The following is a 14,883-nucleotide window of genomic DNA, read 5'->3' as shown; positions in this document are numbered from 1 at the left end:
CTGGTCAAGTTATTATAGAAGGAAGTGTCTAGTGTTGCCATTACATATTGTTTTATATCAACCAGAAATTCCAGCAAATACCGGAAATATTGCACGCACTTGTGCAGCGACCAACACAACGTTGCATTTAATCCGCCCTTTAGGTTTCTCAACCGATGATAAAATGTTGAAACGTGCAGGGTTGGATTACTGGCACCATGTCAATGTCGTTTATCACGATTCGTTGGAAGATTTTCTTGAATATATGAAAGATGGCGAACTTTATTTGATTGAAACGTATAGTGATCGGCCATATTCCGACTTTGATTTCAGTGACAAAGAGAAAGATATTTATTTCATGTTCGGAAAGGAAACGACCGGGTTGCCAAAAGATTTTGCTTATGCAAACATTGACCGGGTGCTTCGAATACCTCAAACGGATAAAGTGCGTTCTCTCAATTTATCCAATACAGCAGCTATCATTATTTATGAAGCACTGCGCCAACAAAATTTCCCTGGTATGAAATAAAAAGGAAAATCTAAAAAACATCATTTTCTCCTTGGAGAAAATGATGTTTTTTAGATTTGTTATCAAAATTGATTTCCGTTCCGGGGACGCTTTCCGCGGGCCACCCTTTCCATTTCAGATAAAAATGGCCCATCGTATAGGAACCTTATTCCCCTTCTAATGTAAAGATTATGCGAATGCCGGAAGGGTCAATGGTTGAGAAATCTTGACGTCCTCCCAATTTGGGGGCACTTTCAAAATATTCGACTACATATCCCATCTCTCGCAAATTCTTTTTGATGATTTCTGCTTTTTCTTTGTTCTCAAGCACCAATGTAAAGGATTTTAACCCCACACTGTTCTCAGGGGCAGGGGAACCGCCTAAGCTTTCCCATGTATTTAACCCAATGTGGTGATGATATTTGCCAGTGGAGATGAACAATGCACGGCTTCCGTATCTTGTCACCACTTCATATCCTAAAGCCTTCGTATAAAATTCTTCCGTTTTGTGCAAATCAGAAACCGATAAATGAATATGGCCCATCACTGTTCCTTCAGGGAGCCCCTTCCAAGTGCCATCTGCAATTGCCAAAAGGGAGCGGAAATTCACGGGTTCCGTCGTCATATAAACCATATTTCCATTCCAAATCCATTGTTCTTCAGGCCGATCCGCATACACTTCAATGCCATTTCCATCCGGATCATATAAATAAATCGCTTCACTAACATGGTGGTCGCCGGTGCCAATCGGAACATTCAACTCGGAAATGTGCTGAACGAAATTGGCTAAATCTTTCCGCGTAGGAACCAATATGGCAAAGTGATAAAGGCCGGTTTGCCCTTTTTGCAAAGGAAGCGCATCCTTCACTTCTTCAATGGATAAAATGCTCGTTTCTCCATCTGCCGTCAATGCAGCAGTTTGTTCTGTACGCTCCAATACTTTAAATCCAATGACATTTTGATAGTACTCTATAGAACGATCCAAATTGGATACTTTTATTTGAACATGGGAAACATAAGTGTTCGGTTTTTGATGAAAATGTGTAGCCATTTCAAGACCCCTTTAGTTTATTCTGTACATCAACTTACTTTATGTAACTAAGTTTATTTTGATAATCGAAAAAAGTCAAGAAAATAAAAAGGCAACCCTAACAAATAGGATTGCCTTTTTATCGAGATTATTCTTCTTTATAATCTCCTTCACGACCTGCAGTTAAAATTGCTGTAATGAATGCTAAACACACAATAAGAATTAAAACAGTACCCATGGAAGTATACCTCCTAAGTATAAATTCTCTCTCATTTAGTATAGCTTAATTAAATTTACTTTACTATATCATTTTTTTAAAGCTTTTGTTCACAATAACTATGATCATCAACAAGGAGGGATATTAATGGAAAATAAAAATAGCATGCCGACAAGCGGGTTTATGACAAATAATATGGAAGATTGCATTTGGCTCGGAAAACAAATGGAACGTTTAAGAGATGGGGAGCAGCTTGAAGAAGATAACCGCATTCCAGATCCGATTCAATCGGATGATGTAGAGGAAGAAAAATTTAAGAGAAAAAGTTAAAGGGGGGTCTGAAAAGTCATTTCAAGACGCCCCCATTGCGGCTTTAGCTAGTGCTTCGCCGCAGATAAATTGCGACGAGGAGGCGCGTTTTGTAACCGCCGCAGGGAAAGTTTTTAAGAGAATATTACTATAAGAAGTTAGGCTGTTCAGAAAGTGTTCAACTTTCTGGACAGCCCCTAAGCATTAAGCCTGTACTTGATAATCTTTTAATTCCTCGCGCAGTTTGGCTTTTAGGAATTTGCCGACAGAAGTTTTTGGAATTTCTTTTAAGAAGACGACATCATCCGGAATCCACCATTTTGCAAATTGGCCTTTTAGATAATCCAGCAATTCTTCTTTCGTCGCTTGTTTTCCTTCCTTCAATACAACGCAGGCAAGAGGGCGTTCCTGCCATTTTTCATGCGGAATCGCGATAACCGCTGCTTCCAGCACCGCTTCATGCGTCATCAAAGCATTTTCCAAATCAACGGAAGAAATCCATTCGCCACCGCTCTTGATTAAATCTTTCGTACGGTCTGTAATTTTAATATAACCTTCTGGCGTCACAACGGCAATGTCTCCTGTATAGAGCCATCCGTCGCGGAATGCTTCTTTTGTGCGTTCATCTTTATAATATTCGTGGGCAATCCATGGCCCTCGAATGCGCAGTTCGCCCATTGTTTTGCCGTCCCAAGGAACAACCCCTTCATCATTGACAACTTCTGTATCAAGGAGTGAAACAGTGAGTCCTTGTGTAGCGCGGATGTCTAATTTTTGCTCCCTTGTCCAATCGTCCATAGCAGATGTATAGTGTGAAAGGGAAACGAGCGGTGTTGTTTCTGTCATGCCGTAGCCGACAATAAACGGAACATTGTATTTATCCTCGAAGGCCTGAATAAGCCCTTTTGGTGAAGCAGAACCGCCTGAAACAATGCCTCTTAAAGAAGAAAGGTCCCGAGGGTTTTTCTCCTGCTCTTGAAGAACGCCAAGCCAAATTGTTGGAACTCCTGCCGTCAACGTTACTTTTTCTTGCTCAATTAAATCAAGCAATAAGCTAGGTGTGAAGTGTGGACCTGGGAGCACTTGGGTTGTACCATAATTTACTGCTGCAAATGGCATTCCCCAGGCATTTACATGGAACATTGGAACAACTGGCATAATCACATCTCTTTCACAAATACCCATGCTGTCTGCTAAACCGAGAGCCAGACTATGAAGCACTAATGCACGATGAGTATAAACAACTCCTTTTGGCATTCCTGTTGTAGCGCTTGTATAGCAAATGCCGGCAGGAGAATTTTCGTCTAAATTTTCTGGAAATTCAAACTCATCGGCTTCCTCAATTAATTGTTCATAGGAGTGGATATTTGGGAAAGAGGATTCAGGAACAGATTTATCATCTTGCATGACAACGATATGTTTAACGGTTTTTAAGTACGGAATGGCTTTTTCGAATAATGGGAATAAGTCGCCGTCGATTAATAAAATTTCATCTTCTGCGTGGTTAATAACATAAATAATATGCTCAGGCGACAGGCGGATGTTGATCATATGCAAGATAGCCCCTGCACAAGGCACTGCAAAATATGCTTCTAAATGCCGGTGATGATTCCAAGCAAAAGAACCAACTTTTGTTCCGCGTTTCATCCCAAGCTTTGTGAGAGCGCTGGCAAGTTTCCTCGTGCGCTTTACATATTCTTTGTAAGGAATGCGGTGAATCGTATCCGGTGCTGTGCGAGAAATGACCATTTTGTTTGGAAAGTAGCGCTCAGCACGCTTTAAGAAGCTTGTCAATAATAAAGGTGTGTCCATCATAAAACATACTCCCCCTTTGTTAGAACCCTCTCCAATTATATATTTCGAGAAAGGTAATTTTATAACTTAAAATTACTGCTTATTAAAGAATATTTTAACTTAAAAGAGAATTTTTTGCCATATTATTATTAATTTATTCTATAAAATTTAATGCTTATAAAATGGATTGAATCAATATGATTTTTTATTGAAATTTTTCTGTTTATAATAGAGTTGATGATTGTAAAGGGAGTGATTTTGTGGCAATACCGACAAAAACATTGGCTAATGGCGTAGAGATGCCGTATTTAGGATTGGGCGTTTATAAAATGGAAGACCGGGAAGAAGCATTGAATGCAATGGCAACAGCGTTGAAGTTGGGCTATCGGGCGATTGATACCGCGGCGCTTTATAACAATGAAAGAGAAGTGGGAGAAGCCATTCGAGCAAACGGCATTCCGAGAGAAGAAATTTTTGTCACAACAAAAGTTTGGAATTCGGACCAAGGCTATGATGAAACCCTCCGCGCCTTTGAAACTTCTCTGAAAAAGTTAGGGCTAGAATATGTGGATTTGTATTTAACTCACTGGCCAGAGGAAGGGAAATTTGTGGATACGTTCCGTGCTATTGAGCGGCTTTATGAAGAAAAATTAATCCGCGTACCAGGGGTTTCCAACCATCATCAGCACCATTTGGAAAAAATCTTTGCTAAAGCAAATGTGCAGCCAATGGTAAATCAAGTGGAATGCCATCCGTATTTACAGCAGGACGAATTGAAAACGTTCTGCAAAGAGCACAATATTGCCGTAACGGCATGGGCACCAATTGGCAAAGGCCGCATTTTAAATGATGAAACCCTTGTAAAGCTTGCCAATAAATATGGAAAAACACCGGCCCAAATCGTATTGCGCTGGCATTATCAAAATGATACAATCACCATTCCAAAATCCGTAACGCCAAGCCGTATTGCAGAAAATATGAATATTTTTGATTTTGAGCTGTCCAATGAAGATATGCTGGCAATCAAAGCTTTGAATAAAAATGAACGCTTCGGCCAAAATCCGGACAATTTCCATTTTGATTTCTAAAAAGAGAGGCTGGGACAAAACTAGCTTCAAGATAGGAAAAAGGAGAATTTGAGCCAACTCAAATTCTCCTTTTTCCATTTCTCTCCATTATTTTTGGTCAGTTGATTTTTGTTGGCCGTGTATTTCCGTAAATTCACGGCCATTAAGGCAATCCCCATTTCATTTTCCACCTTCGATTTTCCTCGGACGGAAAATCGAGTGAAACGCAAATTAGCCTTCAAGAATCCGGTCCTTTTGCACATTTAATAAATAAAATAACAGAATGAAACTGTCGAAACCAATCTTATTTTAAATTAAAGGTTTTATTTCTTTAAATGTTTTTCAGGATTCAAATCTTCTAAATACCATGTAAGAGGAACTGCGAAATTGTCTTTCTCTAATTCTGTTACATTATTGTCTCCACTGGCATCAACTAAGAAAATTTTTTCCTCTGATTCTAAACCAAAAATATTTTCTGATGAAACATATCCCTGTAAACTAGTATATCCTATGAAATTACTTCCATCTTGAGATAATGACTTGTTCAATCCTTTAATAGCATGAGTGATTCTGTCGCCATTACTGTCTATTGATCTTGCTTCCAATTCTTCAATATTAACATTGTATTTTTCAGTAATTGTTTTAACTTCATCAAAACTTAATGGTTCAGCAAAAGTAACTGTGACTGCAATGTCATTAATTTTTTTATTAGATTTTAATTTCTTAGTTATCTCTTTTTGTTTTGATTTATATTTTGTAATCCCATCTTCTGTTGGTTCAATAGCTTTATATTCAGTAATGACTTGAGAGTCAGATTGAGAATTTGTAGTACTTGTTGTATTAGATACCGGCACAGTTGTACTAGCTACTGCTTTTAGACTTTTTGTTATTTGAGGTTGAATAGAAGCAACTTTACCTTGGTTATCACCATAAGTGAATGTGTGCTGTACTGTTGAAGATTGAGTGCAGTTGTTATAGTCCAAAATACCTTTTTTGCTCATGGCAAATTGAGCTTGAATTCTGCCGCTATCTGTTGATTTACCTCCACGATTATCAAGCCATTTAGTTGTCATATAATAAGCTTTATCAGCAACGACAGTCCCTAGTGCAACCACTTCTGATTCATCATCAGCTCCCCAGAGATTATTATCTTCAATGTCCACTTTGGGATTTGGCAGATTAGTAAGCACCTCCCATGCGGAAATTTTTAAGGATGAACCATCAGGAATAGCAGTTTGATCCAAAGTCACATATGCATTATATCCTGGACAGCTTCCGCCAGTGCCATTGCCTTTGTTGTAACTGATTATGGAGCTGACATTATAACTATCAAACTTGAAATCAATTCTCGTTTGTAAGAAATTTCTTGAGTCGTAATACGTAGTTGCTGTACCAGTTCCCGACTTTGGAACATAAGATCCGTAATTATAATTACTGTAACTCCATGCAAAAGCATGATTTGTAGCTAAACTGAATAACATGATGACAGTCACTGCTACAGTAAAAAATGTTTTTTTCTTCACCAAAATACCCCCTATTCCTTTGAAACAATTCCATATATATCGATATATACCAATGATTAGGTTATATGTAAAGAATAATATCCAAAAATTCTTAATTTTGTAAAAAATTTTAAATTGTTTGAAAAAATCTAATTTTATTTTTTAAAAATTATTTTTTTTGTTAAAATTGAAACTACTATATTGGGAGAGGGGAAAAAAGGATGAAAAAGAAAAATTTGATTATACTGGCAGTTATAAATTTTATTATAGTCTTTGCATTATTGATTGATAATTCAGGGTATGTTGAATTTAATGAAATCATAATGCTGGCTATTTCCTTTGTATTTTTTGTTATTTTGATAGAATCAATAAATTCAAAAAGAAGATTCAAATTCGTTATCAATACACTCATCTACATTGCATATTTGATTATAATCATGCTCGCTGATTTGACTGTTGATCATTTCATATTTTCTTTTAAAGATATTGTATACGATGGTAGACCTTTAACTCTATTAGAAGAAATTGCTGAATATAAAGATGATATGTTGGTAATTACTTTGTACATTATTGTTCCATACATTATTTTGTATTTCATAGTTTACACAATTAAATTTTTCAACAAAAAAAACTAGCTTCAAGATAGGAAAAAGGAGAATTTGAGCCAACTCAAATTCTCCTTTTTCCATTTCTCTCCATTATTTTTGGTCAGTTGATCTTTGTTGGCCGTGTATTTCCGTAAATTCACGGCCATTAAGGCAATCCCCATTTCATTTTCCACCTTCGATTTGCCTCGGACGGAAAATCGAGTGAAACGCAAATTAGCCTTCAAGAATCCAAAAACTGGTTCTACGTCCATTTTAGGTTGACGGAAAATAGAACCTGCTTTTTCTTCTGAAAGCTTCGCTCTTACATATTCTTTTTGTCGTTCCCATTTTTCATTCACCATGACTTTTCGGTGGTTGCCTTCCTTTGCTTTTGTACATGAAGAACGGAATGGACATCCCGAACAGTTTTCACATTCATAGATTTTCAATTCTCGTTTGAAACCGGTCTTATCGGTACGTACAGAACGATATCGGAAGGTTACCCGCTGCTGATTCGGACACGTGTAGGTATCACTTTCTTCGTCGTACATCCAATTGTCTGGATGAAATGGGTTTTGTTTATATTTCTTCTTTTGTTCTTTCTCATACATGGTATATGGAATAAGTGCCTCACATTTTCGATTCGAAAGGATGTCCTCATAGTTCTGTTCACTACCATAACCAGCATCTGCGACAATATTTTTGGCAATGGAAAATAATGCTTCTCAATCTCATTCAAGAACGGAATCAATGTACGTGTATCGGTAGGATTTGGAAAAATGCCATAAGCCAGTGCGTATTGACCTTCTGTTGCGATTTATACGTTGTATCCAGCCTTCAATTGACCGTTTTTCATATAGTCGTCTTTCATTCGCATGAACGTTGCATCTTGATCTGTTTTGGAATAACTGTTCCGTTCCCCCAAGATGTCCAAGTAACGGCTGGAAGGCTTCATCTGGAATACTTTCAACTAAATGGTGAATGTGGAAGGCAATATCATTTTCTTGTAATTTTATTTCTAAATCTAGAGGCAAAATTAATTGATTCATGTTATAATATTTAAACATAAGGACACTTCTTTCGTTAAAATTTTTGGGGTTGGATACTTAAATTTTAACAGAAGATGTCCTTATTTTTATTGAAAAAATGAAGAACAGCCCATGAAATTTTATTCCAAAATTTCATGGGCTGTTTCCATTTTAGAGGGGGTTTTGTCCCAACCTCTCTTTCTTTTAGTGTGGTTGAAGTAGAATCCTATTATTCATCTTTTACAATGACTTTTTGGTTTAAAAAGGGATGCTCAAATTCTAATTGAATGGCGTGAAGCTTGTAATCCCCCGTCTTGGATTTGCGTCCATGATACAAAACATCCCCCACAATCGGGTGGCCGATATGTGCCATGTGTACGCGGATTTGGTGGGTACGACCCGTTTCCAAGTTCAGATGAACAATGGTTGAATGTTCTTTTCTTTTCACTACTTGAAAATGGGTCACTGCATGCTGGCCAGATTTGGAAACGATGCGCCGTGTTGGATGATGCCGGTCTCTTCCTATCGGGGCATTGATTGTACCTTTGTTTTCTTTTATAATCCCCTGCACTTCTGCTTCATAAGTTCGAACAATGGACTTTTCTTCAATCATGCGGTCAAAAACGGATTTGGCAATCGGATGCTTTGCTACAATGAGAAGCCCTTCTGTTCCTTGGTCAAGCCGATGAACATGTTCTGCATACACCAACCCCTTTTTCTTCATATAGGCCATCACATGATTCATGCAAGTATCTTTATCATAATCGTCATTTGGATGGGTGCTCATTCCTTTAGGTTTGGAAACAATTAAAATATGTTGATCTTCGTAACGAATGTCCACGTTGCATTGTTTTGCAGGCGCATAATCAGATTTTGGCATCTCCAAAGAAAAACAGAGGTGTGCTCCTTTAGATAAAGGTTCATTCCATTTCACCGAATCTCCATCTGCATTTTTCACAGCCTTTGCCATCCTCAGCTCATGCACCAGTTTTTTGCCTAATCGCCATTTTTCTCGCAGCAAAGCTTCTACCGTTAGTCCATCTTGCGGAATTTTATATGAAAACTGCATGTTCTTTTCCTCCAAAAAAAATCGTGTTCCTCAAGAACACGATTTTCAACTTCTCTATTTTAATACCACTTCTTCAAAGAATTGTCGAATGTTTTCATCTGGGTGGGCGCCAACTATACGATCTACTTCTTTCCCATCTTTAAAATAGATCAATGTCGGCGTTGCTTCCACATTATACTCATCCCAGCCTTCTTCATATTCCAAGATATTTAATTGGTCGATATGAACTCCCATTTCTTCTGCAATTGGCATAAGTCTTGGCGTCATTTCTTTGCAGTGCGGACATTCCGGACTGAACAAGTAAGCAACAACCGGTTCTCCTGATTTAATTTTTTCTCTCAATGCATCCGGCAAAATGATATTTTGATAATTTTCATCATCTAACAAATCGATTGTAGATTGTCTTAAATTGTCTGTGCCGTATGGATTGTTTTCCAATTTGCTTTTATTGGATAAATTTGTTAGCACGATGATGACGCCGAATAAAATCACCACGACGGCTGCAATAATTCCAAGTTTCTTCAATTATTTGTCCTCCTTCAACGTTTTCAACATATAAAAGCTTGTAATCGCAATTAATACAAAGGCGGTTAATGCCAAAAATGGAATTGTAATAAACCCGAGCCAGTTAATGTATTCCCCTGTACATGGAACTCGTCCACAGGCAGGTGCAGTTTGTGATAAAAAATCTAATTTTTGAATTCCGTAATGATAGAGAGAAATGGTTCCGCCAATGCAAGAAAACACAGCAGTAGTCGCTGCAATCCGTGCGTTTTTTTGAATATATGCCACAAGAGTGATAAGTACAATCGGATACATCAAAATCCTTTGATACCAGCAGAGCTCACAAGGTTCATAGCCTCGAACTTCTGAAAAATATAAAGAACCTAGCGTTGCTACTAATGATACTAACCATATAAATAGCAAACTATTCTCTAACTTTTTATTCATTGCAACTCTCCTACTAGTTTATTCTCCATGCAGTTTAGATTATAAATTGTTTTGACTTCGGAGTAAATCAAATTATTTCGAATTCAAGAAAATGACATATCATTCAAAAGTCTGAGGATTCAACAAATGCGAGAGTGCAAGGGGAGTGATATGATTACATTACAAAGCATTTTTCGAGGTGTACTATGGCAGTGAATGATCATTCCAACATAACATTATTAAAAGAAATTGCAGAATTGTTGAATGAAGAAACAGAATTAATTCCCATGTTAAAGGGTGCGCTCAGAAAACTTTTAAAGGGAACGAATTTCAGCACTGGATGGATTTTCTTTATTAATGAAAAAGGGAAAATTGACCTCGTCGTTCATGAAAATTTACCGGATGGTTTGTGCTACAACGACTGCCAATATTTAAAAAAGGGTGGTTGTTGGTGCGTTTCCCGATTCAGGCGCGATCAGTTGAAAAAAGCATCAAACATTATTGAATGCCAACGAATTGAGAATGCAATTGAAGGACAGGTGGGGGATACCGGGGGAATTACCCATCATGCAACAGTGCCATTGCAATCGGGAAATGAGCGGTTTGGCATATTAAATGTTGCAACTCCCCACACCGTTGAATTTACGGAAGAAGAGTTGGAACTTTTAGAATCAGTGGCTTTTCAAATTGGCTCTGCCATCAAACGCATTTACTTGACGAAACAAGAGCAGGAAATGGCTTTAGTCCGGGAGCGGAATCGTTTGGCTCGTGATTTGCATGATTCTGTCAATCAACTATTATTTTCCGTCACATTGACAGCCCGGGCAGGAGTGGAAATGACAGAAGATGAAGAAATTAAGGAAACCTTTAAAGAGATTCAAAATTTAACCCAATCGGCATTAACGGAAATGCGCGCGCTCATTTGGCAACTGAGACCTCAAGGATTGGAAAGCGGTTTGATTGATGCGATCAAAGCCTATGCAGAAATGTTAAAGCTGAAGCTCATCATTAATGTTTCAGGTGTTATTCAATTTCCTTCAAGGGTGGAGGAGACGTTATTCCGCATTGCCCAAGAAGCTTTGAACAACATTCGGAAGCATTCAGGCGTACAGGAAGCAACCATTTATCTTACGGTGACGAAAACAGATATTTTACTTGTGATTAAAGACGAAGGAAGAGGATTTAAAATCGATCAAGATGCAAAACTTCCTTCAATGGGTCTTCAATCTATCCGCGATCGGGCAACAGCGCTCGGCGGTACGGCGGAATGGGTTTCAGAAATTGGAAAAGGTACAGAATTATTTGTTCGGTTGCCTTATTAAGGAGGGAAGTAGATGATTCGAGTATTAATTGCGGATGATCATCATGTCGTTCGCAGGGGATTGCAGTTTTTCTTAAAAACCCAAAAGGATATTGAAGTTGTTGGGGAAGCAAAAAACGGGATGGAAGCCGTTCAATTAGTGGAACAACTATTACCGGATATTGTTTTAATGGATTTAGTGATGCCGGAGATGGATGGAATTGAGGCAACGAAAAAAATCAAAGCGCAGTGGCCCAAAGTGCAAGTATTAATGCTGACAAGCTTCTCCGATAAAGACCATGTCCTTCCAGCCATTGAAGCAGGGGCGGCTGGCTATCAATTGAAAGATATCGAACCGGACGATTTAGTGAATTCCATTCGGCAAGTAATGCGCGGTGAAAGCATTATGCATCCGGCGGCGACGACAAAGCTCGAAGAAACGTTGAAAGAGGAAGAAAATTTGCCCCATATTAAAAACCCGTTAACGCCCAGGGAGAAAGAGGTGCTGGCAGAATTGACAAAAGGAAAAAGCAATCGGGAAATTGCCGCATCCCTTTATGTGACCGAAAAGACGGTAAAAACCCATATTTCCAATATTTTCACAAAGCTTGAAGTGCAAGATCGGACGCAAGCCGCCTTGTATGCCGTTAAACATGGATTGACTGAAGGAAGCGGGAAGTAGTTTAGTGAAAAAAGAGCAAAATTAGGAACGATTTGGTTTCTAGTTTTGTTCTTTTTTTGTAAACAATGGGGGTAAACGCACGAAAGGGGGCAGTATCCGCACGAAATGGGGAGGTAAACGCACGAAAGGGAGCAGTATCCGCACCAAATGGGGAGGTAAACGCACGAACGAAATGGAGTAATAAACGCACGAAATGAGGATGCATCCGCACAAAAGAGAGGAGCAACCGCACGAAACGAGGCAGTATCCGCACGAAATGGAGTAATAAACGCACGAAATGAGGAAGCAAACGCTCCAAACTTGGTTGTATCCATACTAAATGAAGGAGTAACCTCCCCCAAAAAAGTTTATATTTATACAAAAGGATATAAAAAGGTTGTTTAAAAACCGCAAGTATCGGCTTTAAACAACCTACTGCATCTTCTATTTTTTCTCATGAGGTTCAATATGTACAAGAACTGTACAATTAATATCAAATTTTTTAACTGTTTCTTCAATTTTTTCTGTAATGTGGTGGCTTTCCCATACATTCAAGTAAGGATTTACCGTAACAGTTACTTCGATGAATGTTGCATTTCCGTGCGTTCTTCCTTTGATATCCACTAAACTAATAACTCCATCCACATTTTTTATCAAGGTAGACAATGTTTCAATATCTTCTGTATCAAAGGCATCGGTCAAAGTTTGCACAGATTCCCAAAAGATTTCAACAGCGGTTTTTATAATTATAATTCCAATGATGAGGGCGGTAATCGTATCAAGGATTGAAAAACCGATGATTGCTGCGAAAATCCCGATGGCTGTTCCAACACTCACCAAGGCATCAGAACGATTATCAAAGGCGGCAGCTTTAAGTGCAGAACTCTTAATTTTTTTGGCAAGCGCTAAATTGTAACGGTAGACTACATACATGACAGAAGCGCAACCTAGGGCAACATAGATGGTTAAAGTGGATGGTGTTTCACGAACAGGGTTAAAAATGTTCATGATAGAATTAAAGATTACTTCTAAACCAACTGCCATCATAATGAAAGATGCGATTAAGGATGCAACCGTTTCTGCACGCAAATGACCGTATTGATGATTTTTATCCGGGGGGCGCTGGGAAATTTTCAGGCCAATTAAAACGGCAATCGATGCAATGATATCCGTTGAATTATTCAGTCCATCCGCTCTTAGGGCTTCTGAATTTCCAATATATCCAATTATAAGTTTTGCCGCGCTAAGAAAAATGTATGTTCCAATGGAGAGCCAGGCACCTTTTTCCCCTGCTCGTAAATTTGTATATAGTTCCACAATTTTTCCTCCCTACAAAAGTCCAAAACACGACGAAACGACTTTCTTCCAACTAGAAGAAAGTCGTTTCGGTATTTAAAGTATGTTATTCGGCAATTGAGTATAAATTTGTTTCTTGTTCTTCTGGCAATTTGATGACTTCAATGTATAAAATGTGATGACCATCCAATTTTTTAATTTTGAATTCGTATCCCTCATATACAAAGCTGTCACCTTCAACAGCATCGTAGCGTTGAGTCCAGAACCAACCACCGATTGTATCGATATCTTCGTCATTAATATGAATATTTAACAATTCATTGACATCTTCAATTAACATTTTTGCATCTATAATATAATGACCATCACTGATTTCTTGAACTTCAGGGATTTCATCTTCGTCGAATTCGTCTTGAATATCGCCGACGATTTCTTCGATGATGTCTTCAATGGTTACTAAACCGGAAGTTCCCCCATATTCGTCCATTAAAATCGCCATGTGAATACGGTCATGCTGCATTTTCAATAATAAGTCGCTAATCGGAACAGTTTCAATTACTCGAATGATCGGCTGCATATATTCTGTAATCGGTTTATCTGCATTTTTAGGATCTTGTATATACGCCGTTAATAGATGTTTTAAGTTAACTAGTCCAAGCACATGGTCTTTATCTCCATCAATGACCGGATAACGGGTATATTGTTCGACACCCATTACTTCAAATACATCTTTTAACTTTACGTCTTTATCAATCGCTGAAATTTCTGTTCGCGGCACCATAATTTCTTTCGCCGTGCGATCAGAAAATTCAAAGATACTGTTTACGTATTCGAATTCTGAATATTTAATTTCACCGCTTTTAAAGCTGTCTGCCATGATCATACGAAGCTCTTCCTCCGTATGGGCTGTATCGGTTTCGTTAAATGATTTTACACCGAAAATTCTTGCCAAGCCGCGAGCAGACGTATTTAAAAGGTGAATGAAAGGATACATTACCTTATAAAATGTATACAGCGCTCCTGAAAGATTCAGTGTTACCCATTCAGCTTTTGTAATCGCTAACGTTTTAGGCGCTAATTCACCTGCCACAACATGGATATACGTTACTATACTGAATGCAATAATAAATGAAAGAACTTCAGATATAGGTCCTGTTATGCCAATCCAATTAAATATTGGACTCAATAAAATTTGTACGGTAGGTTCCCCTAACCAACCTAAACCTAATGAAGTAATGGTAATACCTAATTGACAAGCAGATAAATACTCGTCAAGGTTATCAATTACCTTTTTAGCCTTAATTGCTTTTTTGTTTCCTTCTTCTACAAGTTGATCAATACGCGTTGCACGTACTTTCACTATTGCGAACTCGCTCGCAACGAAAAATCCTGAAAGTAAAATTAATAAGACAAAAATTGCTAACTTAATGGTCAGCCCTACTATGTCTCCGTCCAAATACTTTCCTCATACCACGCCCGAATGAGGGGTGAATAGAGGAGTACACCTCCTATAAAAAAATTTATTTCAATGAGATAATAATAACGCATTTTTTGTAAAAATACAAATTATCGTCTCTGAAATTTTCAGAAGATTGTGAGTCATTCT

Annotated in this window: 15 protein-coding genes and 2 pseudogenes; 7 read left to right on the top strand and 10 right to left on the bottom strand. The window is 38.1% G+C overall.

Annotated elements, in window-relative coordinates; translation table 11 throughout:
* Positions 1-31 precede the first annotated feature (31 nt).
* On the top strand, positions 32-508 hold the full coding sequence (trmL, locus tag DKZ56_RS14040; protein ID WP_390261929.1) for a tRNA (uridine(34)/cytosine(34)/5-carboxymethylaminomethyluridine(34)-2'-O)-methyltransferase TrmL: 477 nt from the start codon (positions 32-34) through the stop codon (positions 506-508).
* A gap of 145 nt (positions 509-653) precedes the next feature.
* Here trmL and DKZ56_RS14035 read toward each other — a convergent pair whose 3' ends face one another.
* Entirely contained in the window at positions 654-1,538 is an 885-nt protein-coding gene (locus tag DKZ56_RS14035; protein ID WP_208650543.1) for a VOC family protein, read from the bottom strand.
* Positions 1,539-1,881: 343 nt separating this feature from the next.
* Here DKZ56_RS14035 and DKZ56_RS14030 point away from each other — a divergent pair, with 343 nt between their 5' ends.
* Positions 1,882-2,064: a hypothetical protein gene (locus DKZ56_RS14030; protein ID WP_208650542.1), complete on the top strand. Its 183-nt coding sequence runs from the start codon at positions 1,882-1,884 to the stop codon at positions 2,062-2,064.
* A gap of 183 nt (positions 2,065-2,247) precedes the next feature.
* On the opposite strand, the gene DKZ56_RS14025 is transcribed toward DKZ56_RS14030, so the two are convergent.
* Positions 2,248-3,858 carry a long-chain fatty acid--CoA ligase gene (locus tag DKZ56_RS14025; protein ID WP_208650541.1) on the bottom strand — a complete coding sequence of 537 codons (1,611 nt, stop codon included), beginning with the start codon at positions 3,856-3,858 and terminating at the stop codon, positions 2,248-2,250.
* A 278-nt stretch (positions 3,859-4,136) separates the two neighbouring features.
* Between DKZ56_RS14025 and DKZ56_RS14020 the strand changes: the two genes are divergently transcribed.
* On the top strand, positions 4,137-4,925 hold the full coding sequence (locus DKZ56_RS14020) for an aldo/keto reductase (RefSeq protein WP_208652270.1): 789 nt from the start codon (positions 4,137-4,139) through the stop codon (positions 4,923-4,925).
* Here DKZ56_RS14020 and DKZ56_RS16010 read toward each other — a convergent pair.
* Both DKZ56_RS16010 and DKZ56_RS14015 read right to left on the bottom strand, forming a co-directional pair.
* Positions 4,861-5,152: pseudogene (locus tag DKZ56_RS16010) on the bottom strand (IS5/IS1182 family transposase); the annotation flags it as partial. The gene DKZ56_RS14020 and the pseudogene DKZ56_RS16010 sit on opposite strands and share 65 nt — an antisense overlap.
* Positions 5,153-5,227: 75 nt before the next feature.
* On the bottom strand, positions 5,228-6,427 hold the full coding sequence (locus tag DKZ56_RS14015) for a hypothetical protein (RefSeq protein ID WP_141602957.1): 1,200 nt from the start codon (positions 6,425-6,427) through the stop codon (positions 5,228-5,230).
* A gap of 200 nt (positions 6,428-6,627) precedes the next feature.
* On the opposite strand from DKZ56_RS14015, the gene DKZ56_RS14010 reads away from it, so the two are divergent.
* The gene (locus DKZ56_RS14010; protein ID WP_208650540.1) at positions 6,628-7,041 is read left to right on the top strand and encodes a hypothetical protein; all 414 of its coding nucleotides are present in this window, start codon (positions 6,628-6,630) and stop codon (positions 7,039-7,041) included.
* A 2-nt stretch (positions 7,042-7,043) separates the two neighbouring features.
* Here the strand turns inward: DKZ56_RS14010 and DKZ56_RS14005 are convergent.
* The 4 genes and pseudogenes from DKZ56_RS14005 to DKZ56_RS13990 all read right to left on the bottom strand — a co-directional run.
* Positions 7,044-7,927, bottom strand: a pseudogene (locus DKZ56_RS14005) (transposase); the annotation flags it as partial.
* Positions 7,928-8,250: 323 nt separating this feature from the next.
* Positions 8,251-9,090 carry an RluA family pseudouridine synthase gene (locus DKZ56_RS14000; protein WP_208650539.1) on the bottom strand — a complete coding sequence of 280 codons (840 nt, stop codon included), beginning with the start codon at positions 9,088-9,090 and terminating at the stop codon, positions 8,251-8,253.
* Positions 9,091-9,144: 54 nt separating this feature from the next.
* Positions 9,145-9,615: a thioredoxin family protein gene (locus DKZ56_RS13995; RefSeq protein ID WP_208650538.1), complete on the bottom strand. Its 471-nt coding sequence runs from the start codon at positions 9,613-9,615 to the stop codon at positions 9,145-9,147.
* Positions 9,616-10,041 carry a disulfide formation protein C gene (locus tag DKZ56_RS13990; RefSeq protein WP_208650537.1) on the bottom strand — a complete coding sequence of 142 codons (426 nt, stop codon included), beginning with the start codon at positions 10,039-10,041 and terminating at the stop codon, positions 9,616-9,618.
* A 185-nt stretch (positions 10,042-10,226) separates the two neighbouring features.
* On the opposite strand from DKZ56_RS13990, the gene DKZ56_RS13985 reads away from it, so the two are divergent.
* The 3 genes from DKZ56_RS13985 (at position 10,227) to DKZ56_RS15780 (ending at position 12,199) form a co-directional block, all read left to right on the top strand.
* Complete coding sequence (locus DKZ56_RS13985) at positions 10,227-11,342, top strand: GAF domain-containing sensor histidine kinase (RefSeq protein WP_208650536.1); 1,116 nt, start codon at positions 10,227-10,229, stop codon at positions 11,340-11,342.
* Positions 11,343-11,354: 12 nt separating this feature from the next.
* Positions 11,355-12,002 carry a response regulator transcription factor gene (locus tag DKZ56_RS13980; protein WP_208650535.1) on the top strand — a complete coding sequence of 216 codons (648 nt, stop codon included), beginning with the start codon at positions 11,355-11,357 and terminating at the stop codon, positions 12,000-12,002.
* Between the two features lie 65 nt (positions 12,003-12,067).
* Positions 12,068-12,199: a hypothetical protein gene (locus DKZ56_RS15780; protein WP_281275662.1), complete on the top strand. Its 132-nt coding sequence runs from the start codon at positions 12,068-12,070 to the stop codon at positions 12,197-12,199.
* 226 nt (positions 12,200-12,425) lie between these two features.
* On the opposite strand, the gene DKZ56_RS13975 is transcribed toward DKZ56_RS15780, so the two are convergent.
* Together DKZ56_RS13975 and DKZ56_RS13970 are read right to left on the bottom strand one after the other, a co-directional pair.
* The gene (locus tag DKZ56_RS13975; protein ID WP_208650534.1) at positions 12,426-13,298 is read right to left on the bottom strand and encodes a cation diffusion facilitator family transporter; all 873 of its coding nucleotides are present in this window, start codon (positions 13,296-13,298) and stop codon (positions 12,426-12,428) included.
* An 85-nt stretch (positions 13,299-13,383) separates the two neighbouring features.
* Positions 13,384-14,733, bottom strand: coding sequence for a hemolysin family protein (locus DKZ56_RS13970; protein ID WP_208650533.1), 1,350 nt, complete (start codon positions 14,731-14,733; stop codon positions 13,384-13,386).
* Positions 14,734-14,883 lie beyond the last annotated feature (150 nt).

The sequence above is a fragment of the Ureibacillus thermophilus genome, from assembly GCF_004331915.1.
In the GTDB taxonomy this organism is placed as follows: Bacteria; Bacillota; Bacilli; order Bacillales_A; family Planococcaceae; genus Ureibacillus; species Ureibacillus thermophilus.
The sequence above is the reverse complement of the archived record's forward strand: the minus strand, read 5'-3'. Positions and strand labels throughout refer to the sequence as shown.

What these genes read in the sequence shown, in the direction of transcription:
- DKZ56_RS14030 (WP_208650542.1), top strand. Translation starts at nt 1,882, where the DNA reads ATGGAAAATAAAAATAGCATGCCGACAAGCGGGTTTATGACAAATAAT.
- DKZ56_RS14000 (WP_208650539.1), bottom strand. Translation starts at nt 9,090, where the DNA reads ATGCAGTTTTCATATAAAATTCCGCAAGATGGACTAACGGTAGAAGCT.
- DKZ56_RS13980 (WP_208650535.1), top strand. Translation starts at nt 11,355, where the DNA reads ATGATTCGAGTATTAATTGCGGATGATCATCATGTCGTTCGCAGGGGA.
- DKZ56_RS13985 (WP_208650536.1), top strand. Translation starts at nt 10,227, where the DNA reads ATGGCAGTGAATGATCATTCCAACATAACATTATTAAAAGAAATTGCA.
- DKZ56_RS14020 (WP_208652270.1), top strand. Translation starts at nt 4,137, where the DNA reads ATGCCGTATTTAGGATTGGGCGTTTATAAAATGGAAGACCGGGAAGAA.
- DKZ56_RS15780 (WP_281275662.1), top strand. Translation starts at nt 12,068, where the DNA reads ATGGGGGTAAACGCACGAAAGGGGGCAGTATCCGCACGAAATGGGGAG.
- DKZ56_RS14010 (WP_208650540.1), top strand. Translation starts at nt 6,628, where the DNA reads ATGAAAAAGAAAAATTTGATTATACTGGCAGTTATAAATTTTATTATA.
- DKZ56_RS14025 (WP_208650541.1), bottom strand. Translation starts at nt 3,858, where the DNA reads ATGATGGACACACCTTTATTATTGACAAGCTTCTTAAAGCGTGCTGAG.
- DKZ56_RS13990 (WP_208650537.1), bottom strand. Translation starts at nt 10,041, where the DNA reads ATGAATAAAAAGTTAGAGAATAGTTTGCTATTTATATGGTTAGTATCA.
- DKZ56_RS14035 (WP_208650543.1), bottom strand. Translation starts at nt 1,538, where the DNA reads ATGGCTACACATTTTCATCAAAAACCGAACACTTATGTTTCCCATGTT.